A 23,208-nucleotide genomic window follows, 5' to 3' on the forward strand; every position below is an offset into this window, starting at 1 on the left:
TATCGTCAGTGGAATAACTAAGATTATCTGTGAGCTGTTATTTTTTGCAGTTTAAATGGCATGCTCTAATTAGCTTTTAAAATGAAGTAAGTAATAGACAAATAATAAATTCTTCTTTGGGAATTAAAATGCTTTTAAGCCACTTAAAATAATGAGAACCTTACCGAAGTGAGAGTAATTATTGATTGAATAACGCGATGAATATTGATTTAAAATCTACCCCATGTGATGACGGTCTAAAGGCGCTCAGCAGCGTATTTAAAAAATATGGGCTAGATGATCAGGCTGTTATCGATAATGCGCTATCTCAATCTCAGCGAGTGGTTGTTAGCAGTGGCAATGTTTTATTGCGCCAAGGTGAACCGCAAACTAGCATCTATTTCGTCGTTTCTGGGATCCTAAAAGCCTGCCACTATGGTAATAACGGTGGTGATCTATCTAAAGAGTTTTATTTTGCCCACGAGCTCTGCTTTCTCTATGCCTGTTGGTTAACGAAAGAGAACGCTGAATATCAAATTGAAGTTGTTGAGGATGCCCAACTGCTGCAAATTCCTTTAAGCTTATTGTCTCAACCACAATGGCAAACAGTTAAGATCGCATTGCTTAGCCAGCAGCTAATTTATAAAGAACAGAAAGAGATTTTTTTGTTACTCAATACCCCGCAGCAGCGCTATCAATTCTTAATCGACCACCGGCCTATTTGGGTACAGAAGCTCAATAATATTCAACTTGCTAGTTATATAGGCATCACGCCTGTAAGCCTGTCACGGCTAAAATCTCGACTTACTGAGTAAACATACTGGTCGCCTATTAACTTAGGATAATGACCACAGTGACCTTTCTATTTAGCCTTAAAAGTGAAAAGCCTGCAGCCCGCAAGCTTACTCATTTAAGGCTTATATATGTCCGCTTTTATGCTGTCACAATGCTTAATTTCCATCGCAATTGTATTCGACATTCTTTCGTTTCAATTTAAACAAAAACAAAAAATAGTCGCCTGTTTATGTGTTTCGGGTGTACTTATTAGCAGCCACTTTGCACTACTTGAGCAATGGACTGCCACTGCATTAATGTTGCTCGCAACCATGCGCTACTACGTCAGCATCTTTAGTCATTCCAAACGCTTAATGTGCATATTCCTATCCTTAAACACGCTCGTTTTAGCATATACCTTTTCTGGAGTCTTAAGCTTATTAAGCTTTACAGGAAGCTCAGTTCAAACCATGGCTGCTTTTTGCCACAGTGATCTGCGCCTGCGTCAATTGATGCTCATTGGCACCAGTATTTGGCTTATCAATAATGCCCTTTTGGGCTCACCTGCAGCCGTGGTAATGGAGCTACTGTTTATCAGCAGTAATCTTATTGCTTACTATCGCTACTATGGTTTGGCTTTCACTGATGACAAAATCACTGATAAGAAAGTGGCTCAATAGATAGAAGAATGGGGATATAAAAAGGGAGCCTTAGCTCCCTTGATTCCGCTCCTTCATGCCCTGATGGCATCGTTACGGGTAAAAGTTAAAAATTATAGGTTACCGATACACCAACATTACGTGGGTCAACTACCGCCGCATATCCGTCAGGGTAACCTCTGCTTGGAGGCTCATTGACTGTTAGCGCTTGCTCATCGAAAAGGTTATTGACGAAAGCACTAATACGCCAGTTATCGTTTTGATAATCAACATTGAATCGGCTCACGATATAGTCACCCGCGACTCGCTCTTCAGTATTGGCTATGTCAGCGAAGTATTCAGCAACATAATTACCTGACAAGCCAAATGTGAGCTCATCACTAAGCCAGTATTTAACCCCTAGATTAGCGGTCACATTTGGCGCCGCATTAAGCTCATTACCAACAATATCGCCATAACTCGGATCAGCTGCTTTAATCTCACTTTTTAGCAAACCTAAACCAGAAAATAACTGCCAGTTATCACCTAACATACTGGTGAATTCCATCTCTAAACCATAGGTTTCAGCTTTGTCTATATTGGTGATACGACGCAAGCTATTTGAGGCTTGGTATCCATCATAGTCATTGTAAAACAGGTTGATATTGAGGTTGATGTTACCGCCATCAAAGTGACTACGAGAACTCATTTCAAAAGTATCGACTGACTCATCGTCATAGTAATAATACTCGCCACCCGCAGGCGTTAGCGCCATTGCTCCGCCGCCAGCGTTATAACCGCGACGACCACTTAACGCTAGTGTTGTATTATCGCTAATCGCGTATTGCACCACGAGTTTAGGTAGTGCAACGGTTTTTGCTTCATCAAGTTGTTCATCAATAGCGCTGCCACGAAATTGCATGGCAAAATTACGTGTTTGCTCATCGCGCATGACGCGACCGCCCAATGTCACCCACCATTTTTCAGCCATGGCAAACGTCATCTCTCCATATACCGATGATGAAGTGCTACCGTCATCGCCGCCATAACTAAAGCCACCAACACTGGCAAAATCTTGGGTGCGTTTGTAATAGGCTAAGCCCACAAATCCATTAAGGTCTCGATTATCTAAGCCAAAGCTGTATTTACCATCGACGGTGTAACTCTTGTCATTCATATCGACCACTTGTTTGGCCGTTGACGTTGCCTCATATGACTGAAAACCCCAGTCATAATCCATATAAGCCACTTGCAGATCGAGTGACTTACTGGCACTCAATTTATAGTCAAATGTCAGTGAGTGGGTATTGGACTTAGTGGTAATGTAACGCTGAAACATAGGGACATAGGCCCAAGGGTCATCGCCTTTAAAGTAGTTACGGCCCGAGTCGCCTTTCTCATCGTTATAAGAGAAACTATAGAGTACGCTTAGGTCATCTAAGGCTGCGGGCTGCCACAACAATTTTCCGCGCCATCGATTAGTGATCAACTCATTTTGGTCAAACGTCTTTGGGTTAGTGCCAAATACCTCACCGTTATTAAAGGTGCTGCCATTGACGTTCTGCCCGCTAATTCTGAATGCTAACTGCTCTTCCAATATCGGACCTGACAACATAATTGCACTGTCGATAAAGTTATCTTGATCGCGATAACCTAAACGGGCGGCTCCTTGCCAATCAAAGGTAGGATCGGCTGTTTTAATAAAGACAGCACCACCAATACTATTACGACCATTAATCGTTGATTGGGGACCTCTAAACACCTCTATCTGCTCAATGTCCCACAAACCGGTATCACCAGTGAGATCGGCAACAAAAGGCTCTGCTACGCCATCAACAAGTGTAGATACTCGCGCTTTAGCACCACCTGTAAATGAGTTGAACCCACTGGCAGAACCATTACCTGTAACACCACGAATATCGGGGACGGCACCCGTCGTCACCACTACGTTAGGCACTTCAGACAACGCACTCGATACCGACTGGTATTGACCACTATCTAACGTCTCTTTATCTATAACAGATACCGACGAGGTCGTGTCTTTTAAGCTACGTTCAACCTTTTCACCGTAAACAGTGATCCTTTCAATTGATTCGGTTGGCTGCGTATCTACGGCAGCAAATGCGGTCGAAAAAGCTGGGCTACATAACATTGCAGCTACGACGAGATTTTTCTTAAATACCCTGTGTTCCATGGGATCCCTTAAATTCACAGTAAATAGATGTAATCACTTCTAAAAAGCAGCAACAATTTACAATAAACCTTGCATGCATACAATTGCGAATCATTCACATTTACATTACCATTTACATGATTTCTTTACCCACGTATCAAAAATCTAACCGGGATAACGGCCGCACACCCTTGAGTGATCCCTTACCCCCTGCTCAGTTTTAGCAGAACAGAGAGACTGCCACATAGGAGACAGAGATGACCATGTTCCAAGTTTCAGCACTGATGCTGACGTTAGTCGGCGTTGGTATTATTTATGCCACCAGCAAACATCAAAGGTTGCTGCAAGACACCCTGCCCAAGCCTCTCGCGTGGGTAGGCAGCAGCTTGCTGCTGTTTGCGCTATTAAGCTGGATGCAACTACTAACAACGACAGCGGCTATTTTTACTTGGCTATTTACCATTGTGGCTTTATTGATCTGTGTGCCATTCACCACCCTGACTAAAACAAGAGAAAATCATCGATGAACCGATTAACCCAAGCGGAAAAAATCCAGCCTCATTGGTGGGGAAAAAGCCTTACCGCAAGTTTTTTGGGTCTAACTTTAGCCTTTGGTCTGGTCGCCATATTTGCGTGGTTTGGCCCTGGAGGGATAGATGCTGCGATGAAAGTGCAACTGAATATGTGGCTTATAAGCCTTATTTGGTTGCCCACCCTAGCGCTTAGCTTCCTTTTCAAAACAGCAGCGAGTGCATTTTTCTATCTATCACTCGCTAACCTTGGTGTTGCAGCTATATGGCTTGGACTTTGGTGGTTACTGTGAAAATTCGCTCAGATATTCTTAGAACCTACCAATCCATACACACCTGGACCGGCATACTGACAGGCCTAGTGCTTTTTATTGCATTTTATGCTGGTTCACTCACTATGTTTAAGCCACAAATAGAGCAATGGGCAACTCCACCAGCTCAAGCGTTACATCAAGTGAAACTGCAACAGTTAGACACATTGATCGAGCAAGCTATTAGCCAAGATACCAATGCTAGTAATGGTTTTATTATCAGTTTTGACAGCAGTGACTCACCGATTAAATGGTATGAGAAAGGCGGTGGTCGCGGCATAAGGCTTGATGACAGCCTTAAACATGGCACGCTCAATGCGGCTGGAGAGTTAACCACGCAAACCAGTAGCACCAATGAGCTGGGTACGCTTATCGATCAACTCCATCGTACCGCTGGTATTATTGGAAAACTAGGCCATGAAGATATTGGAGTACTGATTTTAGGCTTAGCGGCAGCTCTGTATTTTCTGGCCTTAGTCTCTGGGGTTATTGTGCTTTTGCCCACCTTGGTTAAAAACCTATTTGCCCTACGCCAACATAAAGGTGCTAATCGTTTCTGGTTAGACAGTCATAACCTTATTGGGATAATAAGTTTACCGTTTCATTTAATTATTGCCTGGACCGTGGTGGTGTTTGCTTTTCACGACATGTTCTACGGTGGCTTAGGGTTAATCTATGGTGATAAGCCATTGTTTGAACCTAGAGAGCGCTCAAGCATTGAGTATAACGTTAGCGATATTCATAGCATAGATAGCTATTTGGCCCAAGTGCACAGCGTTGCTGATGGCTATCAAATTACCTCAATGGAATTTAGTAAACTGAGCTCTAACGCCCCATCACTCGCTGTCGAACTTCAAAAAGAGGGCAAAATGATGCGTGGCGGCTATAGCGATTATGTTTATCTGCACCCCTATACATTAGATGTGCAATACAGCACTGTAAATCAAATTAACGATGGCGCTTACGGACCTATTGTAAACAGTTTATTTGCGCTGCATTTCGGTAATTATGCGGGGACTTTTGGCCGCTGGATGTACTTTTCATTGGGGCTATTAGGCGCACTGCTATTTTATAGTGGTAACTTGCTTTGGCTTGAAAAACGTCGAAAAAAGCAAGGTGAGCAGCGTAAGTCAACCAAGTACATGGCGGCGCTAACCATAGGTTTTTGCCTAGGTTCAATGCTCGGTGTTGCCGTGTCCATGTTAGCGACAAAATGGCTCTACCTTATTAGTGAACAAGTAAACGGTTACTATCTCCTTTGTTACTATGTTGCCTTCTTTGCCGCCATTGGATACAGCTTTACCCGCGGCGCAGCGCTGGCCGCGATTCACTTACTAAGAATACTCGCACTATGTTGTTTTTTGATCCCAGTAACCAGCTTACTCACCTTTGTGCTCCCAAGCCTTAACCACTGGAGTGAGATAACGGCTAGCACGAGTATCAGCACTAACGTGATTGATCTATTGGCACTGGTGTTTGCAGCACTGTTTTATATGGCTGCAAGAAAGGCACATCATAGAGCTTATTATGGTGAAAAAGGCAGTATTTGGGCTATTGATAAAGCACTAGAGATACCAAGCTCGCCGTTATCGGAATCGACACCGTTTAACTCTGTAGCTTCAAAGGTTGATTAAACAATACTGATAAGTCACAGCGCTGAAAAATTAGTAACAAAGATATATTGCTCAAAATGTTCCAATAAAAAAGCCAGTTGGGAGTACCAACTGGCTTAATAAAAACCATCAATCTATTTTAGAATTAGACAACGGTGAGTTTTACGCTAGCAGTAAAAACCCTACGAAAGTAAACCCAGCTGCAATTAACGCATAGGGTAACTGTGTTACCGCATGACTCACTAAGTTACACCCAGAGCCCTGAGCAGCTAATACCGTAGAGTCAGAGTAAAAGCAGGCCTGACTGCCAAAAGAGGATGCCGATAACAAAGCACCAATAACCAGTGGGATATTGGCATCAACAGCCTGTGCTAACGGCATAACGATGGGGATAGAGACCGCAAAAATCCCCCAGCTTGAACCTGTTGCAAACGCCAATACTGACATGGTTAAGAACACTACAGCAGGCAGTAGTTCAGGGGTCATATAGGGACTCAAACTGCCAATTACGAACTCAGGCAGCATCATCTTGTCGCACACATCTTTAAAGATAAAAGCCGCTATCACAGTCCCAATCGCCGGTAGCATATTCTTAAAGCCATCAATCATCTGCTCCATCATCTCTGATAAAGGCATCAACTTTTGTAAGCCATAATAGGGCAAAGTGATCGCTAACGTGGCAATGAGCCCTTTGAGTACATCGATATCAAAATAAACGGTAAAGCCAACCAACAACAAAATCGGCACAAAGAAGTTGTGTAGTTTACCACCCTCATCGGCATTTTTAAATTCATCTTCAATGGCCTTAAGCGCGTATTCGTCCGAAGTTTTTACCTCATCGAGATCCAACTGTTTAATCGCTGGCTTGCCCTGCATTGCAGCAAGTTGCGCTTTTTTCATTGGTCCAAAAACCGGTACGATACCCAAAATAACCAGTAGTACCATTGCTACAGCGAGCCATGCATAAAGCATATAGGGGATCGCTTGCATATAAACCGCAATACCTTGCCCTTCGCTAGCAATACCGTTGTCCACCAGCAAGCCACCAAAGAATACCGCCCATGTAGACAATGGTACCAACACACAGATCGGTGCAGCCGTTGAATCAACAACATAGGCGAGCATTTCACGGGACACTTTAAATTTATCAGTCACCCGCTTCATGGTTGACCCTACCGTAAGCGCATTAAGGTAGTCATCGATAAAAATCACAATGCCTAAAACGAATGTCATAAAGAGTGAAGACTTCTGCCCTGTGGCCAATTTCAATGCATGACGACCAAATGCCATTGAACCGCCAGTTTTTACCAGCAGTGCGATTAGGGCACCAAAACCACCACACACAAGAATAAGCCAACCAATGGTTTCATCGGCCATAACAGATAACGACGTATCAGCGAAATTGGTTAGCATATTAGCGCTGTCATACATCGCTAGACCCACTAATGCGCCAATAATCAAAGAAAGGATTGGGCGGCGCAGCACAATGGCTAACACCAATACCACCACAGGTGGGATAAGACTTAAGGCTGTCGGCTCAGACATGCACTAAGGTCCTTATAATAAAGTGCCAAAATGGCAAGATTATTCACCAAACTCATACACTTATTTGTCGAGTTCAATTGCTGCTTTTCCCTGAGGTACCTGCCGATACCTTAAATTTTGCGGGCCTTTAATGGAGCCCTAGGAAAAACATCGCGCCGAAAATAATCCTCAATGGCTTTTGAGTCAATAAAAATTACTATCTTGCTGGCATTTTTTATTGGAGGTGGGAAGAAAAGTCAGCTAACGCTCTGAAAAAGACACTGTTAAGCTAAAATGACTCCTCTTTAGGCTAACGGTTACTCACTTTCGTCAGCTTTAGAAATAAAGAGTCGACTGACATCGTTGCTCCAAAGCTGAATGATTTTACGGTTTTTGGCCTTATTCCAAAAACATTTGCCAAACAGAATGATCCCCGCGCCTTCAAAATCTCGACGCACCTTCAAGCCAAAGCGAGATATAAGTGAACTGGAAAACATATCAATAGGGATCCCCACATCTTTAGTCTCGGCGGGATTGAGCCATAAGCGCTCTTTATCAGTATGTGAAATAGTGCCCCAATACATCCGCGGTGCGCCATTATCCGTTGGCTCAGCATCAGCAAAATTTACAAATAGGTTTTTGGCACGCCAGCGATACTTTTCATCGGTATATACCCAAAGATCCGATGTTGCCAGATCGCTGCCACGTAACAAGCTATGCAGTACCTTTTCCAGTCCTTGAGTCGCGATTCTCATTTTAGTTTCTGACTTATCGTCTTCGTTAACCAACTCTGGCTTGGCGATCGCTAGCGCTGGTTTTGATAAGTCAGCTTCGGCTGGTACGGAAGTGATGTCAGGTGAGCTATTTACCGCAACCTCACCATTCTCACTCAGTGCTTTATCTACCGTTGGCCGCACTTTGGGCTTAGTGACTTTTGCAGCACAACTAAAGTCGATAATCATCGCGTCGGAATCAACCACCTGCTTATTAACCTCTATGGCATGCTGCTCTTCACGCTCTTTGGCTGCCGAAGGTTTAAACTCGGCGCAATCAGCTTGATGATAACGGGATCCAAAACAGGCGGCTTTACCATCTTTCGAGGCTTTACGATAATAAGCCTTACCGGCACATGCTGGACATACGAGTGCTTGCCGATATTTTTCAATATCACCATCAGATAACTTCTGAAACTTAAATACCGAATAGGTCATCGGCTTAGTTGCATCATATTGGCAAATAGCATCGAGCATGGTTTGTCCTTTAAGCTATTGATTTAATCATCATAAGCGTTTGCGCTATTTTAACAACGAAATTATCGACCTCAGCTATACGTAACAGCATCTTAAGAATGATTAACTTAAATTATTTCGATAAAAATCGAAATATATATTGACTAAATACTTAATAAGTTTATTATCCGCTCATTACAATTATTTCGATAATTCCAGAAATAACAAACATGTAAAAGGTCAATATTATGAGTCCTGAAATCATCATCATGGCAAAAGAAACTGCGAATATGTTCCTGTTTCTAGCTGCTGAATTAACAGTGTTATTCCTCGCGATAAGTTACATTGTTGGCATATTACAGGAGTATATTCCACCGGAAAAAATACAATCGATTTTGAGCTCAAAAAAAGGCAAAGGTTACATCATTGCCGCCCTTCTAGGATCGATAACCCCCTTTTGTTCATGCTCAACCATCCCCTTCTTAAAAGGGTTACTTAGAGCAAAAGCAGGCTTTGGCCCAATGATGGTTTTCTTGTTCTCAAGCCCATTATTGAACCCAATCATTATCGGCCTGTTTGTGGTGACATTTGGCATAAAAGTCGCGGTGTTTTACTTCTTAGTCGCTATGCTTGTGTCGGTAACTGCAGGCTACGTTCTAGAAAAACTTGGATTTGAGCGCTACGTAAAACCTGAAGCTTATGAAGCGGTAACAGCCTCTAGTTGTGGCACTAGCTGTAGCGATACCCCTACAACGCCTGTAAGCGCCAAAGCGGACGCTAAAGAATGTAATGACCAAGTGCTATCACTAGAAACCGTCAGTTGTGGCGCTGCATTGGCTGCTAACAATTGTGGTAGTACACCTGCCGTTAGCTCATGCGGCTCGCCAAGCACCAAAACAACCAGTGGTTGTAACGACAGTAACACTGTAGCTAAGCAAGATAATCGTTGGATGCGGGTATGGCGTTCAACATGGAAAGATTTTAAGCAAGTTTTACCCTACTTAATGATAGGTATTTTACTTGGTTCGTTCATTTACGGATTCATGCCTACCGAGCTGATTGCAAAGTACGCTGGTGAAGGCATGTGGTATGCAATTCCTATTGCAGCAGTCATTGGTATCCCACTCTACATTCGTGCAGAAGCAGTTATCCCATTAAGCTCGGCATTAGTCGCTAAAGGGATGGCGTTAGGTTCAGTCATGGCATTGATTATCGGTAGTGCGGGCGCCAGTTTAACTGAAGTTATTTTGCTAAAGTCGATTTTTAAGAACCAGATGATAGCGGCGTTTCTAGCCGTGATCCTAGGTATGGCGATAGGTGCTGGTTACCTTTACAGCTTCATCTTTGCTTAACGATTACGTTAAACATTGTCACCGACTATTTCCACCAAAAAATCACCTGCTAATACTGATGTTAAAAGTATTAGCAGGTACAACTAATAATTGCGTATAATTGCACCACTGATAAGAGTATCTCAATCGAGTTCCTTTTTAGTGGTGCAAGCTTTCATTTGTTAGCAACCCACCAACTAACAGCGCACTACAAGTACGTAATAGTAAGTTCAGGAATGAGTTTAAAAGCGAATAAACTGACTATAGGAGTCACATAATGGCAAAACATCGCCAAGTACAACCGCAGATAGAACATGAAAGTGGTCGCGGAGTCATTAAAGATAACGCGTTAAAGGCCATCGTCACCAGTACCCTGTTTCGAACACGGACTGAGAAACCTAAAAAAGGCAAAGGGTCTTATAACCGCAAACAGAAGGGGCAAAAGCTGAAGGGCTTAGCCCCTTTTGACTATCTGCGACAGGCATTTTTTTATAACCTGGCTCGCTAGCTTTCCTCCTCCCTAAAACCTCATTAACACCTTCTATATATCTCGCGACACCCTCGCATAATGACTGTTTGCTTTGCCCTACAATAATCGACTATTGATTAAATCAGTGATTGTTGAATTTATCGGTTGACTACAGCGCGCAACAAATAGACTATCAGACCTTCGAGACACTAGATTCTACTGGGTAACATGACGCTTTTATTCACCTCTATTTATACGCAAGTTAATTGCCTGACACTGCGACTCCTCGCCAGTGTGATGTGGCATTCTAGCTGCGCGGTAAATTGGGAATATAATCAATAGTTAGCCACTAGTTCTCGATTCCACACCGCAAGAGTCTGCAGCGCGGTGATGGATATTATCTCCTTTGCTCGCCCTTCTCTCCAGCGGTTCTAATTTAATCTGTATGATTAGCCCAGGTCATTATTGATGACTAAGCAAAAGGAGTGTTGAGATGTCAGCTACAGCATTACCCAAGATGGTTCCAACGGCATTTTTGTCAGTGGTATTAATTTGGTCGACAACGCCGCTAGGTATTGTTTGGAGCAGTGAGTCGGTGCATCCCACCATGGCGGTATTACTGCGAATGCTAATTGCGTTGACCCTTGGGTCGCTGATCATACTGATTGCCCGAATTCGACTGCCATGGAATGCCACTGCCAGAAAGCTATATGCCGTATCATCCATCGGGATTGTTGGTGGTATGCTGTTGAGCTACTTTTCCGCCCGATACTTGCCCTCAAGCACCATGTCACTGATCTTTGGCTTATCGCCGTTGATCTCAGGCTTACTGGCACAGAAATTACTGAATGAGCCCAAATTCGGCCCAATGCGCTTAGTGGCTTTAGCCATGGCATTTGTCGGACTTGGCATTGTATGCTCATCTAAGTTGTCACTGGCGAGTGACAGCTGGATTGGGCTGATATTAATCTTGTCTGCGGTTAGTTTGTTTAGCTTAAGCGGCGTATTAATCAAAACGGTTAAAATCAACATACACCCTATTGCCAGTACCGTCGGTGCACTCATTTATTCAACACCTATGTTTGCTTTAGCGTGGTTACTATTTGATGGCACGATACCCTTTGAAACTTGGCAAACTCGTTCGCTGTTAGCAATCACTTACTTAGGGGTATTTGGTTCACTGATTGGCTTTATTTCCTACTTCTACATTTTGCAGCATCTTAACGCCAGCACGGTTGCGTTAGTGACCTTAATCACGCCAGTATTTGCGATAATGTTAGGTGCACAACTCAATGGTGAAACGATTACGTCAGCGCTAGTGATAGGGGCTGGTTTTGTACTAACGGGGCTAGCCTTGTATCAATTCGGTGACCAGTTACTGCATAAGTTTTGCAAAAAAGGCACCAGTGCTAGGCGTTGAACCACTGCTCTACACACTCTGCATAATGACAACGAGCAGTAATGGCGACGAACATAACCATCAATGTCAGTCGCCGTTTTCAATGGCTGTTGCTACTGGTAAGTCTTGCCTTGGTGTTTAAGCCAACCGCCAATATGTCGACCTTGTGGATCATGATGAGTCCAATGCACCACACCGCCGCGTTCGTTGTATTCATAAACCCCATAAAACGAGATGCTGTCACCTGTTTTTAAACTCTCTATTCTCGGTGCTAAATCGATGTTATGCGCAATCAACAGGGTCTGACCGTTGGCCAGCGTAACGATAAACCGCTGGTGACGACTGCCTTTAGTGTCGTCAGCTAACAGCCGAGTCACAACGCCGCGACTTTGTACCTGTATGCCACTTTGCTGCTGCAAAAATGCCTGGCTTATTCGTAGTTCATCTGCAGCGACAGCTGTTGATATCAATGCAGAGGAGCCATAAGTAGTAACAGAACTACTTGGAGCAACCGTCGGTGCGACGACACGGTTATAGACAAAACTGGCAATCGCCAACACTACCAGCATTATCGCAATACGGTATAACACCCCTTTTATCGGGCTATTACTTAGCGCTTGCTTGTGGTTAGATTGGTTTGAATGGCTCTTGACTGCGCAGCCTTTAACACTAGCGTCAACGCCCTCTATCCGCGCTGCAAATGCTCGTTGCTTACCATCGGCTTGCGTCTCTATTTGAAAATACAGCACATCGCCAACTAAGGGTCGCCTGACCATATGTTGCAGCGCTGACATATGAATAAATACATCATTATCCGCTTGCGTGTTTGCTACTCGAATAAAGCCATAGCCTTTACTATCATTCCAACGAATTAACTGTCCCTTATTAATCACAAGCATCCCTCTGCTAAAAAACGTTGCTGTACTGATTTAGGCCATAAGGCTTGATAGATATTCAGTTGCTCAAACAAGGCATGATAAATGTCCAATGCGGCTAAGGCATCGCCTGCTGCGTAATTAACCTGCTCCTCTGATAATGGCTTATTCAATGGAATAGCCCAGTTAGACAGTGTTACCCGCTTACTTTTAGGCAGTTTAAGTGCCAATACTGTCGCTGCCATCTGCACCGTGCCCATCTGCTTTGCAGCGCCTAGCTGATTCATTAACCAATTGAGATCAAGTATGGGGTTAAGCACGATACCGAAATCTCGCTTCATCGAATTGATGTCACTACGTAGGCCAATACCCACCTTAGTAATATTTGACTGCTCAGCTAGCACTTCTGCAAGTGCCGCCTTAAAGGGCACTATATTAGTGCCGACCATTCTAAACAGATAACAGTGGCTAGTGGTCGCTATTTGAATTAGCGAGATAGGATTGCTATTACGGCGACCTTTTTCGAAGCTAGCGGCAGTTTCAGTATCAAACCCAACCCATTTTTGAGCCTTAATATCATCAATCGCTACCCCTAAAGAATCAGTAGTCACTATGACGATTTGACGCGAAGTGCCATTTAAACGCTCTGATACGCTTTGAGTATTCTCGATACGATAATCACTTAAGCGCGCAACATCTCTATCGCTCATGCGGCAAATCAGATGCGTTCGTAGCAACAGCCAATCAAGTTTCTGCTGGTTCTGTTCATTGGTAATGGAGGTTAAAAATACTTGTTCAGCACTTTCCATTGCAGCGAAATAAGCATCCGCTTGCACACCGAGCGCTTGCCTAATTAGCACCGACTTTTCTGTTGCTAACCCAAATTTATATAAGCTCATGCTGTGTTTCTCAACGCTGTTAATCGCCATTTGCCTAGGATATCTCTTGCCGAATCATAACGCGAAATCCCCCCTTATTGCTTAATAAAATCCAACTGTTAGTATCGAATGCGTCTAATACAATAACAATAAGATGCCGAAAACCATGAAAAAGATGAATAAATGGATTTATCCAGCCCTATTGGCGTTGAGCTCTAGTGCTCATGCCCAAACCACCTTAATTAAAAATGTAAATGGCTATACCACCGACAAAGGCCAACTTGTTTCGTTTCACTCAATTGAGCTTAAAGATGACACGGTGATGCGCCTTTATAGTGATCAGCAAAAACCAAAACACGGCAGCGCCATGCGCACGATTGATGCTGAGGGTAAAACCATGCTGCCGGGTTTAATCGATGCTCACGGACACGTACTCGGTTGGGGGCTCAACTTAATGCGTACCAATCTTCGTGGAAGCGTGTCAGAAGCTGAAGCAGTAGAGCGAACCATTGAATTTCGGAAGCTAAACCCAGAGTTGGCTTGGGTACAGGGGCGCGGCTGGAACCAAGTACTGTGGCCAAGTAAAACGTTCCCGACCGCAGCCACACTTGATAAGCATTTTCCAGATACCCCCGTATGGTTAAGGCGAGTTGACGGACATGCAGGCTGGGCCAATAGCGCCGCGATGAAACTTGCAGGGATCAGCAAAGACAGTAAAGCACCATCAGGCGGTGAGATCATCCGCACCGCAGATGGCGAGCCCAGTGGTGTATTTATCGATAACGCCATGGGTCTTATTAGTCAGGCCATTCCAGCGTTGAGTGTTAGCGAACAAGAAACGGTACTTAAAGCGGCAATGAACGACTTAGCCCGATTAGGACTCACCAGTGTTCATGATGCAGGCGTGGGCAGTAATACTATTAGTGCCTATAAAAATTTAGCCGATAGAGATGAGATGCCTATTCGGGTGTATGGCATGGTCGCGGCTGGCGATAGTCAGTTCAGCAGCATTATGAGTAAGGGGCCATACCATCACAAATCACAGAAGCTGGATTTTAGCAGCGTTAAGATCTCCGCCGATGGTGCTTTAGGTAGCCGAGGGGCGGCATTAATCGAAGATTATTCAGATCTCCACGGACACAAGGGCTTGCTACTCCATAGCGACCAGCAACTTAACAGCTATATGCTAACGGCTATGCAAGCGGGGTTTCAGGTCAACACCCATGCCATTGGCGATCATGCTAATAAACTGGTGTTAGATTCTTATGAAGCCCTCATAAAACTAACCAATAGCAAGCCACTGCGCCATCGTGTTGAGCATGCGCAGATATTGCGTCTTGAGGATATCCCACGTTTTGCCGAACTTGGAGTTATTGCATCAATGCAAGCAACACATGCCACTAGCGACAAAAACATGGCGGAAGATAGAGTAGGACCAGATAGAATAAAAGGCGCTTACGCGTGGCAAAAACTGCTTAACGCCAATGCCGTTATCGCCGCGGGTTCGGACTTCCCAGTAGAATCAGCAAATCCTTTCTTTGGTCTGCATGCCTCTGTAACACGCCAAGATCATGACAACAAACCACTGCTAGGCTGGTATCCAGACCAAAGCATGACGATGGCCCAAGCACTCAGTAGTTTTACTTCTGCAGCGGCGTACTCAGCCCATCAAGAGAATAAAATTGGTCACTTGGCATCAGGAATGAAAGCTGACTTTATCTTAATTGATCGCGACGTTATTAAGGGTAATCCAACTCAAATATGGCAGGCTCAAGTGCTGCAAACCTGGGTTGATGGCCGAGTGGTCTTTAATATCGCAGATAAGCAGCCCTAAGCTAAAGTGAATGGTTAGCCATTAGCTATCAATCGAAAGGCGAGCACGACTGCTCGCCTTTTACTCTCACGTTATTGCAGTTCGTTCACGATAGCTATGTTATGTTGCCTAGTTCATTAACAAAATGATAACCTAGCTCATTGATTTTTTAGGTACTCGCATTAAGCACAGAATCAAAGTGAAGGCACTAGGCCACGGATAGTTTTAAGTTAAGGATAAGCACGAGATGATAGTGGCGTTATCGGCACTACTGATGAGCTTAGTCACCACAGTGGTCGGCATATACTCTGCGACGATAGATAGAGCATACGCCCGGACATCGGTTTGACCTAGATTAGAAATATTTCGTAGTTTCAGTAACGAAGGTTTCAACTACGGAGTCAGCAACAATGGTACTGGTCCCGCCATCATCAAATACGCCGCTTTGACCTATCAATCTAAACCAATTCAAACCTGGGACGATATTCCCGCCATACCGACTTTTACCCAGTCGCATATCGGCAGCCGCATTCTTCCAGCAGAAGACGTTATCCAGCCACTTGCATATCGAGGTAAGCAGTCTAAAAAGTTCTTAGCTATAGATAACGATGTGCGAATAAGCCTGTGCTACTGCTCTATTTATGACCAGTGCTGGTTAACTGACCGAGAAAAAGATCCGTTGCCGATAGATGAATGCGAAATAGCAAAACGCACCGCTTTCAGCAATAGCCTAAAGACACATCCATCAGATTAGGTTGAGGGGATATCACCGAAACGACCATTTTGATAATCATCAATAGCTTGGCGGATCTCAGCTTGGCTATTCATCACAAAAGGCCCCATATGCACGATATCCTCTTTTATCGGAGTGCCCGCAAATAACAGCATGCCCGCCCCCTCAATTGTTGCAGTAAGCCGTAACGCCGCTTTTGCATCAAGTAGCAATAATTGCTGTGGGTTATAAATTTGCCCTGTGTCACTGGTTAATTGCCCTGCATAGAGGTAAATGCCGACAAACTGATGTTGCTTCAATGTCAGTTCCGCACTGCCATTGGCATCAAGTACCAAGTCTGCTATTTCAGCTTTACCCGCAAGTTCTTGAATCGGAGCCGCTGCTGTTTGTCCTGCAAAATTCCAATTCCCCGCCAACGCTCGTAACTTGGCACCATGGCTATTGCTGATTTCGGGGATCGGCGTATTAGTTGTATCTTGATAGCGCGCTGGGCGCATTTTTTCACTGGCGGGCATGTTAAGCCAGATTTGAAATCCATGCAGCCCTGCATCGCTATCGGCTAACGGCATCTCAGAGTGGATCACTCCGCTGCCGGTACTCATCCACTGCACGTCACCCGCCTGTATTGCTTTAACGTTTCCGAGCTGATCTTTATGCTCCATACCGCCTTTTAAAATATAGGAAAAAGTTTCAATACCACGATGTGGATGCGGCGGAAAGCCACCAATATAGTCCGCTTTATCATCAGACTTGAGTTCATCAATCATCAGAAATGGGTCGAAATGGCGATGGGTAAAGTCGGCAACGCGAGAAATATTAACCCCGTCGCCATCCATGGTGCGATGTGCTTTATGTTGGCTGATTATGTTCATCTGTTTCGCCTAAATGGTTATCAATAAGGCAAGGTTAACAAGCAGTGATTAGAATGAATAACACGAAATATGGCAGTATTCATTCTAATAATACGAAAGAAATAACCAATACATCGCTGAAAATAGATGCAGTTCTTAAAATGGGTGATCGACCATAACCCAGCCATTAGTGGCTTCATCAGAATGTGCAATATCAAAGCGGATCACTAGGCCAGCTGTTAATGCTCTTAACGACAATCCATAATCAACCTTAAGATCAGACAGTAATGTGCTGGCAGTATATTCAGGTGCAACCCTACCCGCCTCCACAAAGCCCACCACTTGAAACCAATCTAACCTTAAGAACTTTAGCCAATTTATATCTTCAATCGGATTATATTTTAAGGTGTAACGGTACTCGGCACTGGTATAGATGGCGGCTTTATCGTGAAAGCGATTCTGATCGAAACCTCGCATACGGTAGAAGCCCCCTAACGTCGCGCCTTCATTGTAGGGTGCATTATTAGTGACTTGTCGTCCGCCAAGACTGTCATACTCAACCTCCCATGATGGCGAGTAGCCCGTCCAAAAGTTAAGCGCTAGTATTCGCTGACTGGCATAATCTGACTCTCCGAATGAAAAGTACTTACTCATATCGAGGTTTATAAAGGTCCACTCGTGATCGGAGTCCAACCATGCGGCATCATGAGAAACTGATAAATACTGGCTGCTTCCCATTGATGGGTTAACCGAAAAGTCAGTATTGTCGTATAAGATCCCCAGCTCCACAGCGTGGATGGTGCCATCAAGCTCCTCGTCGACGAACTCAAAACTCTGATAACGATTGAACTGTCTTAATACGAGGACGGTTGCACCACTCTCTAGTGGGTTCCAGCTTTCGCCACCACTGGGCTCAGACACCAATAAGCCATTTTTAAGCTTGTACTCAACCATGCCCTTATCTTTAGTTGCACCGATTGGCAGCGCATACTCGAGCTTTATATCGAACCAGTTTGATGAACCATCGGCTTCTAAAAACTGCATGTTTGTTGAATCATTACTGCCTGGAAGTGGCGTGCCTTTGGGAATAAACTCTTGCCCCGCACCAGCATAAGCACGCTGATCAGGATAGTAACCGAGAAAACCATAGGTACTCAAAAAGAAGCGCTCTGTCTTTGGTAGTTTAAAATTCCAAACACCCAGACCGATACCTTTGCTCACATCGCCACCAAACACAGTGCCGCCAATCGTCATCTGATCTTGGAAGTAGCCACTGAGCATGCCTCCCAGACCAATGTTGAGCCCCATAGAGTCGGAGCTAAACAGATAAGGCAAAAGTAGTTTTTCTTTGACGTTATCTGGTGTCTCAGCCCTATCGATTGAGGTTTTCACATTAGCAGCTGGCGCTGAAATTGCGATATGAGGTAGTAATGCGAGTGCAAAAATACCGCGGTAAAACGCGCTAACATTGGTTTTTAAAGCCATTTAATTCCCCAATTCAATAATGCGTTAGACACGCCAAAATCAGTGTGCTGTACTCACAATACACATGCATACCGATTAAACAAAACAGCATCAATAAAACAATAAAATTGCAGCGACTGCTATCTTACGAATGAGCAAACTACGTAAAGTATTTATTAGAGCATGTAACTAATAGTTCATGATAGACAGGTCGTAAACTACGATTGTGATAAATTGCACCATTAATTAATCTTGAAATAACTGGCTGGTTTCGAAGCAAGTAATGACAGCTATACTCATTAGTATCCTTAAGAAATGGAACAAAACTGATGGCTAGAAAAAGACTAATGCTGCTGATATTGCTTTTCTGCACTGCATTTACACTCGTAAATGCAACTGCTGCAACACCTCCTGCGGGGAGCCATAATGGTCAATTGATTATTCAATCAGGTCAAGTAATGGCGTGGGAACAATCGAGCCAGCAATGGCTGACGGTGGAAAAATTTTGGCAGCACTGGGCTGACTCCCGTGGTGGCCTTACTTGGGGAAGCAGTGAAACTTACCCCGCCTATGAGCAAGTTAAAGAGCGAGATACCTTCCTGATAGAACTAAAAGGAGGCACTTGCATGATGGAGTTCTGGCATAGCCGCTGGCGTAGGGCTAACGATGTTCGCCGTTGGGACGATGCTTTTAATGACTACTCTGCTTGCCCGCATGTTTTCGAGTAAAAGAGTAACGCTTGAGATTTAGTGAGTCTTAATGGCCACTTTCAGTGGCTAAGGTAATACATTTTCAGTAGTTTCCAACAAGATCACAGCTTGAATTAAAACTTCTGATGTCCTTTCAATTGTCACGTAATATTTATCACTTCTATCGCAAATCTCTCTTTGCTTCCAGTGAGTTAAGTTTACTATGACAGAATCTTCCTTTGAACGGGCTAAACGCTCATTCATCACTGCGATATCGGCAACGCTAGCGAGCATATCCCTTGGGCTAGCTTTCAAAGTTTGGCTAGCACAGTGGGTTGCCAAAAGCGATCTCGCGCTCTATCACACTGTGATCGATATTATCTCACTCTCGTTAATCCTTTTGAATGGTTTCAAAAGCTCAATGGTAGTGAGTTTTTCCCAAACAAATAACGCACAAGACATTACCAATATCTTCCGTTATGCATTGATTTTAATAATTCTATTAACTTGGGTGACAGTGCTACCGTATATCAAACACCACCTTAAATTCAATGTTGAGTACGCTGTGCTTGTAGGCATTATTTTAGGTCTCGGCTTAAAAGTCTATTTCACCTGTCAAATTGGTATGTATCGACTGTACAGTATTGTCAATAAATCCATATGGATTGAACCTTTAGTGCATATACTACTGTTCTTAGTCTATTACTATACGCTGCAGCAAAGCGCTGTTTCATCACTATTTTACAGTTTAATGCTCTCCAGAATAATCGTTTCCGGCTACATGTTTATCCAACGGCGAAAAATAGTCGCTACGACCCCATTAGCGCCTGTTAAGCTCGATCCAGAGATACGTGACTTTGTGAAAAAAAGCATGTTTTCGTCTTTAGAAGTGGGTGCCAGTGTCTTGATGATCTACATTACCGTGCTACTGACTATCAGTTACTTTACCATTGATGAACTCGGTGATTTCCAAGTCGTTGTTCGGCCAGTGTTTGCTTATATGTCGCTGCTGTTTATCTTTCCTGTTTATCGCTATATTCTGCCTGAAATTGCCCAAAGTCTACGCCAAGGAGACCACCAACAAATCGCAAAAATACGCCGCTGGTTCTATCGTTTTAGCATCAGCATTAGCACGGTGTTTTTATTGAGTATGCTATTTTTCAGTAAACAGGTCGTTAGCTTCATCTTTCCAGAAACCTACTTAACTGCAGCGCCAGTGTTAATGCACTTTTCACTGTTCTTTGGTTTTATGATACTAAACGCTTTTCAAGTCGCCTATATCAAAGCGCATGGACACTTTTTGCAGAGCCTTGCTATTCGCATTACCGGTGTTATGACTCTCATTGCTATGTTCTATATCTTACGGCAGGTCACTGACAACGTTGTCGCCGTCATACTGGCAATGGGGTGTGGTTACGTATTGATGTTTATCATTTCGAGTGTGCTGGAGTATCGCCTAGTCAAGCAGCACAAGCTAACCGCTAACTGACCACATCTGTATACAGCTCAATACTAGACACAGGGGACAAAGTTTGATTGAATTAGATGATTACCAATCACATCTTATGTCTGATGCGAGTTATTTATCAGTAGTTTCCAGGCAGATCACAGCTTTAATCGAAACTTCTGATGTCTTTTCGATTGTCACGTAATATTTCCCGCTACTATGCAACCTTACTTTGTTTCCGGTGAGCTAAGTTTACTATGTCAGAATCTTCCTTTGAGCGGGCTAAGCGCTCATTTATCGCGTCTATATGGGCGACACTAGCGAGCATATCCCTTGGACTCGCCTTTAAAATTTGGCTAGCACAATGGGTCGCCAAAAGTGATCTTGCGCTCTACCACACCGTGGTCGATATTATCTCTTTATCCTTGATCCTATTAAGCGGTTTTAGAACCTCGATGGTAGTGAGCTTTTCTCAAACGAAAAATGCCAAAGATATCACTAATATCTTTCGCTACTCTCTCATATTGATGGTCTTGCTCACGTGGGGGATAGTACTACCGTATATCAAACACCAACTGAAGATTGATGTCGAGTACGTGCAACTCGTGGGTATTATTTTGGGCATGGGCTTTAAGGTGTATTTCACCAATCAAATTGGCATGTACCGACTTTATCATATCGCCAACAAAGCCATTTGGATTGAGCCTTTGGTGCAAATACTGCTGTTCTTAGTGTGCTATTACGGGCTGCAACAAAGTGCTGTTTCATCGCTATTTTTCAGCCTTATGCTCTCTAGTATTGCTGTTGCCTGCTACATGTTTATTCAGCGTCGAAAAGAGATTGCCACGACACCATTGGCGCCTATTCAACTCGATCCTGAAATGCGTAATTTTGTGAAAAAAAGCATGCTGTCCTCTTTAGAGGTCGGTGCTAGCATTTTGATGATCTATATTACGGTACTGCTGACTGTTGGCTACTTTACGGTAGATGAACTCGGCGATTTCCAAGTTGTTGTTAGGCCGATGTTTGCTTATATGACACTGCTGTTCATCTTTCCTGTTTATCGCTATATTCTACCTGAAATTGCCCAGTGCCTGCGCCAAGGAGAGCATCAGCAGATCGCAAAAATGCGCCGCTGGTTTTATCGCTTAGGGTTGACTATTAGCCTGCTGTTTTTACTGAGTATGATATTTTTTAGCGAACAGCTCGTCACCCTTATATTCCCTGAAACCTACGCTTCGGCAGCCCCGGTGTTAATGCACTTCTCACTGTTTTTTGGCTTTATGATGTTAAATGCCTTTCAGATCGCCTATATCAAAGCGCATGGACACTTTATGCAGAGCTTATCTATCCGTATCACGGGCATCGTCACCTTAGTGGCTATGTTCTATATTTTACGGGGTTTTACCGATAACGTCGTCGCCGTCATACTGGCGATGGGGTGTGGTTATATACTGATGTTTATCATTTCGAGTGTGATGGAGTATCGCCTAGTCAAACAGCATAAGCAGATCGCTAACTAGAGTCTTACTGTGACTTAAGCTGCTCGCAAAACGTATCAATAAACCATTGATAACGACTGGGCAGCTGCCGCTGCTTCTTGGTCACCATATATAGCTCTTCAGCGACCTCTGACAGGGTATTAGCAACAAAGAGTGGCTCGGGATATTCATCCACCACGATCTGCGGCAACACGGTAAAACCTAAGCCTTTAGAAACGGGTAGCAAAATTTGATTCAACTGGTTGATATAGCTCCGTTGCTTGAGCTTAGCCATTCCCACAAACTCATTTCCAAAATGTGAGCTCAAAATTTGCTCGGCGTAATAGTGGCCATCAGGATGGTTAATAAAGCCTATATCTTCGAGTAACGGCAAGGTTACTTTAGCGCCCTCAAAGCTCGGTGGCAGCACTAAGCACAACACTTGCTTGCCTAGGTATTGCTGCTTAAGCTCTAATGATGATTGCTGTTGGGTCACAATACCGACATCAACACTATTGTCTAAAATGCTACTAATAATGGCGCTGTTTGGTGCAGCTTCTAAGGACACTTGAAGCTGCTCATGCTGCAATTGATATTGCACAAACCGTGGAAAAAAGTGCATTGCCAAAGCACCTGAGCAGGCAAAACGACAGGCCCCACGATGGGGTTCATCTACGAGAAGTTGCTGCAGCAGATGCTCCTCCTCCGCCATTTTCACTTTGGCATAGGCTAACAATTGCAGACCTGCATCAGTCAGCTCAAAGCTTTTACCTTTTCGAGTTAATAGCAAGGTGCCGACTTGATTTTCGAGCTTGTGGATATGCTGGCTTACGCCCGGTTGAGTCATAAATAGTTGCTCAGCGGTACGGGTAAAGTGCCCGATCTCCGCTAGCGTCACAAACGTTGTAAGCCATTGCTGATTCAACATGAATATCTCACTCAAATTTAAAAATTATCTACTCATGTAAATAATAACAAATAGTAATTGTAAAGCTAACTATTGATAA

Annotated in this window: 21 protein-coding genes; 13 read left to right on the forward strand and 8 right to left on the reverse strand. The window is 43.9% G+C overall.

Annotated features, from left to right (window positions below):
• Window positions 1–197: 197 nt before the first annotated feature.
• Window positions 198–794 carry a Crp/Fnr family transcriptional regulator gene (locus tag JK628_RS18040; protein ID WP_202286315.1) on the forward strand — a complete coding sequence of 199 codons (597 nt, stop codon included), beginning with the start codon at window positions 198–200 and terminating at the stop codon, window positions 792–794.
• A 108-nt stretch (window positions 795–902) separates the two neighbouring features.
• Window positions 903–1,433, forward strand: coding sequence for a YgjV family protein (locus JK628_RS18045; protein WP_202286316.1), 531 nt, complete (start codon window positions 903–905; stop codon window positions 1,431–1,433).
• A gap of 85 nt (window positions 1,434–1,518) precedes the next feature.
• Here the strand turns inward: JK628_RS18045 and JK628_RS18050 are convergent, their stop codons facing one another.
• Window positions 1,519–3,585: a TonB-dependent receptor gene (locus JK628_RS18050; RefSeq protein WP_202286317.1), complete on the reverse strand. Its 2,067-nt coding sequence runs from the start codon at window positions 3,583–3,585 to the stop codon at window positions 1,519–1,521.
• A 236-nt stretch (window positions 3,586–3,821) separates the two neighbouring features.
• On the opposite strand from JK628_RS18050, the gene JK628_RS18055 reads away from it, so the two are divergent.
• From JK628_RS18055 to JK628_RS18065, 3 genes are read left to right on the forward strand one after another with little or no spacing between them, the layout of a single operon-like run.
• The gene (locus tag JK628_RS18055; protein WP_202286318.1) at window positions 3,822–4,091 is read left to right on the forward strand and encodes a hypothetical protein; all 270 of its coding nucleotides are present in this window, start codon (window positions 3,822–3,824) and stop codon (window positions 4,089–4,091) included.
• Window positions 4,088–4,387: a hypothetical protein gene (locus tag JK628_RS18060; protein ID WP_202286319.1), complete on the forward strand. Its 300-nt coding sequence runs from the start codon at window positions 4,088–4,090 to the stop codon at window positions 4,385–4,387. The genes JK628_RS18055 and JK628_RS18060 overlap by 4 nt, the downstream gene beginning before the upstream one ends.
• Window positions 4,384–6,039 (forward strand): PepSY-associated TM helix domain-containing protein, encoded by a 1,656-nt coding sequence (locus JK628_RS18065; protein WP_202286320.1) that lies wholly within the window; start codon window positions 4,384–4,386, stop codon window positions 6,037–6,039. Before JK628_RS18060 ends, JK628_RS18065 begins: the two co-directional genes overlap by 4 nt.
• Window positions 6,040–6,180: 141 nt before the next feature.
• Here the strand turns inward: JK628_RS18065 and JK628_RS18070 are convergent, their stop codons facing one another.
• Together JK628_RS18070 and JK628_RS18075 are read right to left on the reverse strand one after the other, a co-directional pair.
• The gene (locus tag JK628_RS18070; RefSeq protein WP_202286321.1) at window positions 6,181–7,563 is read right to left on the reverse strand and encodes a Na+/H+ antiporter NhaC family protein; all 1,383 of its coding nucleotides are present in this window, start codon (window positions 7,561–7,563) and stop codon (window positions 6,181–6,183) included.
• 296 nt (window positions 7,564–7,859) lie between these two features.
• Window positions 7,860–8,792 carry a hypothetical protein gene (locus tag JK628_RS18075; protein ID WP_202286322.1) on the reverse strand — a complete coding sequence of 311 codons (933 nt, stop codon included), beginning with the start codon at window positions 8,790–8,792 and terminating at the stop codon, window positions 7,860–7,862.
• 227 nt (window positions 8,793–9,019) lie between these two features.
• On the opposite strand from JK628_RS18075, the gene JK628_RS18080 reads away from it, so the two are divergent.
• From JK628_RS18080 to JK628_RS18090, 3 genes are all read left to right on the forward strand, one after another.
• Window positions 9,020–10,123, forward strand: a complete 1,104-nt coding sequence (locus JK628_RS18080; RefSeq protein WP_202286323.1) for a permease — start codon at window positions 9,020–9,022, stop codon at window positions 10,121–10,123.
• Window positions 10,124–10,379: 256 nt separating this feature from the next.
• The gene (locus tag JK628_RS18085) at window positions 10,380–10,610 is read left to right on the forward strand and encodes a ribosome alternative rescue factor ArfA (RefSeq protein ID WP_202286324.1); all 231 of its coding nucleotides are present in this window, start codon (window positions 10,380–10,382) and stop codon (window positions 10,608–10,610) included.
• Between the two features lie 454 nt (window positions 10,611–11,064).
• Complete coding sequence (locus JK628_RS18090) at window positions 11,065–11,991, forward strand: DMT family transporter (protein ID WP_202286325.1); 927 nt, start codon at window positions 11,065–11,067, stop codon at window positions 11,989–11,991.
• 92 nt (window positions 11,992–12,083) lie between these two features.
• On the opposite strand, the gene JK628_RS23580 is transcribed toward JK628_RS18090, so the two are convergent.
• The gene (locus JK628_RS23580; RefSeq protein WP_443019973.1) at window positions 12,084–12,863 is read right to left on the reverse strand and encodes a DUF3465 domain-containing protein; all 780 of its coding nucleotides are present in this window, start codon (window positions 12,861–12,863) and stop codon (window positions 12,084–12,086) included.
• Entirely contained in the window at window positions 12,860–13,744 is an 885-nt protein-coding gene (locus JK628_RS18100) for a 3'-5' exonuclease (RefSeq protein WP_202286327.1), read from the reverse strand. The genes JK628_RS23580 and JK628_RS18100 overlap by 4 nt, the downstream gene beginning before the upstream one ends.
• Before the next feature lie 145 nt (window positions 13,745–13,889).
• Here JK628_RS18100 and JK628_RS18105 point away from each other — a divergent pair, with 145 nt between their 5' ends.
• Both JK628_RS18105 and JK628_RS23355 read left to right on the forward strand, forming a co-directional pair.
• Window positions 13,890–15,557: an amidohydrolase gene (locus tag JK628_RS18105; RefSeq protein WP_202286328.1), complete on the forward strand. Its 1,668-nt coding sequence runs from the start codon at window positions 13,890–13,892 to the stop codon at window positions 15,555–15,557.
• Window positions 15,558–15,981: 424 nt separating this feature from the next.
• On the forward strand, window positions 15,982–16,290 hold the full coding sequence (locus tag JK628_RS23355) for a hypothetical protein (protein ID WP_237524055.1): 309 nt from the start codon (window positions 15,982–15,984) through the stop codon (window positions 16,288–16,290).
• On the opposite strand, the gene JK628_RS18115 is transcribed toward JK628_RS23355, so the two are convergent.
• Window positions 16,287–17,141, reverse strand: coding sequence for a pirin family protein (locus tag JK628_RS18115; protein WP_202286329.1), 855 nt, complete (start codon window positions 17,139–17,141; stop codon window positions 16,287–16,289). The genes JK628_RS23355 and JK628_RS18115 overlap by 4 nt on opposite strands.
• Before the next feature lie 135 nt (window positions 17,142–17,276).
• The gene (locus JK628_RS18120) at window positions 17,277–18,605 is read right to left on the reverse strand and encodes a BamA/TamA family outer membrane protein (protein WP_202286330.1); all 1,329 of its coding nucleotides are present in this window, start codon (window positions 18,603–18,605) and stop codon (window positions 17,277–17,279) included.
• A gap of 308 nt (window positions 18,606–18,913) precedes the next feature.
• On the opposite strand from JK628_RS18120, the gene JK628_RS18125 reads away from it, so the two are divergent.
• From JK628_RS18125 to JK628_RS18135, 3 genes are all read left to right on the forward strand, one after another.
• Window positions 18,914–19,312 (forward strand): hypothetical protein, encoded by a 399-nt coding sequence (locus JK628_RS18125; RefSeq protein WP_202286331.1) that lies wholly within the window; start codon window positions 18,914–18,916, stop codon window positions 19,310–19,312.
• 184 nt (window positions 19,313–19,496) lie between these two features.
• A complete protein-coding gene (locus tag JK628_RS18130) occupies window positions 19,497–20,762 on the forward strand; it encodes a lipopolysaccharide biosynthesis protein (protein WP_202286332.1) in 1,266 nt (421 codons plus the stop codon).
• 215 nt (window positions 20,763–20,977) lie between these two features.
• The gene (locus tag JK628_RS18135; RefSeq protein WP_202286333.1) at window positions 20,978–22,243 is read left to right on the forward strand and encodes a hypothetical protein; all 1,266 of its coding nucleotides are present in this window, start codon (window positions 20,978–20,980) and stop codon (window positions 22,241–22,243) included.
• Between the two features lie 4 nt (window positions 22,244–22,247).
• On the opposite strand, the gene JK628_RS18140 is transcribed toward JK628_RS18135, so the two are convergent.
• Window positions 22,248–23,129: a LysR family transcriptional regulator gene (locus JK628_RS18140; protein ID WP_202286334.1), complete on the reverse strand. Its 882-nt coding sequence runs from the start codon at window positions 23,127–23,129 to the stop codon at window positions 22,248–22,250.
• Window positions 23,130–23,208 lie beyond the last annotated feature (79 nt).

Origin of the sequence: Shewanella sp. KX20019 (assembly GCF_016757755.1) — a bacterium.
In the GTDB taxonomy this organism is placed as follows: Bacteria; Pseudomonadota; Gammaproteobacteria; order Enterobacterales; family Shewanellaceae; genus Shewanella.

Bases quoted from the DNA above. Each gene is read 5' to 3' on its own strand.
- JK628_RS18050 (WP_202286317.1), bottom strand. From the start codon at position 3,585: ATGGAACACAGGGTATTTAAGAAAAATCTCGTCGTAGCTGCAATGTTA.
- JK628_RS18100 (WP_202286327.1), bottom strand. From the start codon at position 13,744: ATGAGCTTATATAAATTTGGGTTAGCAACAGAAAAGTCGGTGCTAATT.
- JK628_RS18060 (WP_202286319.1), top strand. From the start codon at position 4,088: ATGAACCGATTAACCCAAGCGGAAAAAATCCAGCCTCATTGGTGGGGA.
- JK628_RS18085 (WP_202286324.1), top strand. From the start codon at position 10,380: ATGGCAAAACATCGCCAAGTACAACCGCAGATAGAACATGAAAGTGGT.
- JK628_RS18140 (WP_202286334.1), bottom strand. From the start codon at position 23,129: ATGTTGAATCAGCAATGGCTTACAACGTTTGTGACGCTAGCGGAGATC.
- JK628_RS18115 (WP_202286329.1), bottom strand. From the start codon at position 17,141: ATGAACATAATCAGCCAACATAAAGCACATCGCACCATGGATGGCGAC.
- JK628_RS18125 (WP_202286331.1), top strand. From the start codon at position 18,914: ATGGCTAGAAAAAGACTAATGCTGCTGATATTGCTTTTCTGCACTGCA.
- JK628_RS18055 (WP_202286318.1), top strand. From the start codon at position 3,822: ATGACCATGTTCCAAGTTTCAGCACTGATGCTGACGTTAGTCGGCGTT.
- JK628_RS18040 (WP_202286315.1), top strand. From the start codon at position 198: ATGAATATTGATTTAAAATCTACCCCATGTGATGACGGTCTAAAGGCG.
- JK628_RS18135 (WP_202286333.1), top strand. From the start codon at position 20,978: ATGTCAGAATCTTCCTTTGAGCGGGCTAAGCGCTCATTTATCGCGTCT.
- JK628_RS18075 (WP_202286322.1), bottom strand. From the start codon at position 8,792: ATGCTCGATGCTATTTGCCAATATGATGCAACTAAGCCGATGACCTAT.
- JK628_RS18070 (WP_202286321.1), bottom strand. From the start codon at position 7,563: ATGTCTGAGCCGACAGCCTTAAGTCTTATCCCACCTGTGGTGGTATTG.
- JK628_RS18080 (WP_202286323.1), top strand. From the start codon at position 9,020: ATGAGTCCTGAAATCATCATCATGGCAAAAGAAACTGCGAATATGTTC.
- JK628_RS18105 (WP_202286328.1), top strand. From the start codon at position 13,890: ATGAAAAAGATGAATAAATGGATTTATCCAGCCCTATTGGCGTTGAGC.
- JK628_RS18090 (WP_202286325.1), top strand. From the start codon at position 11,065: ATGTCAGCTACAGCATTACCCAAGATGGTTCCAACGGCATTTTTGTCA.
- JK628_RS18130 (WP_202286332.1), top strand. From the start codon at position 19,497: ATGACAGAATCTTCCTTTGAACGGGCTAAACGCTCATTCATCACTGCG.
- JK628_RS18045 (WP_202286316.1), top strand. From the start codon at position 903: ATGTCCGCTTTTATGCTGTCACAATGCTTAATTTCCATCGCAATTGTA.
- JK628_RS18120 (WP_202286330.1), bottom strand. From the start codon at position 18,605: ATGGCTTTAAAAACCAATGTTAGCGCGTTTTACCGCGGTATTTTTGCA.